The organism is Porcipelethomonas ammoniilytica (assembly GCF_025567485.1).
GTDB lineage: Bacteria > Bacillota > Clostridia > Oscillospirales > Ruminococcaceae > Porcipelethomonas > Porcipelethomonas ammoniilytica.
Genome location: NZ_JAOQKH010000125.1, coordinates 1 through 320, shown reverse-complemented (window position 1 = coordinate 320; position 320 = coordinate 1). Strand labels below are relative to the sequence as shown.

General features: G+C 40.3%; 1 pseudogene. It reads right to left on the bottom strand.

Annotated elements, in window-relative coordinates:
• Nucleotides 1-320, bottom strand: a pseudogene (locus tag OCV67_RS13610) (type IV secretory system conjugative DNA transfer family protein); the annotation flags it as partial.

Sequence of the window (320 nt, the reverse complement as noted above, 5' to 3'; positions counted from 1 at the left end):
GGAACTTTAAGCTTTCCTTTTCTTCTGTTATCAGCCTTATCGCATAGTAAATTGAACATCTGCATATACATAAACGATGCAATAAAGTTAAGGGAAGTGTCGGTATCGGAAGTAATAGCGAAAAGCGCAGTTTTGCGGTCGCCTATTTTGTCCAGTTCCATTTCATCATATGTCATAAGGTCTCTTATATCCTGAATATCAAACGGAGAGAGACGCACGCCGCATGACAGCAATACTGATTTAGCAGATTTTCCGGCTGCAAGCTTATACTTCCTGTACTGTCTTACTGCAAAATGATTTGGATTCCTTTCTGCCAGATC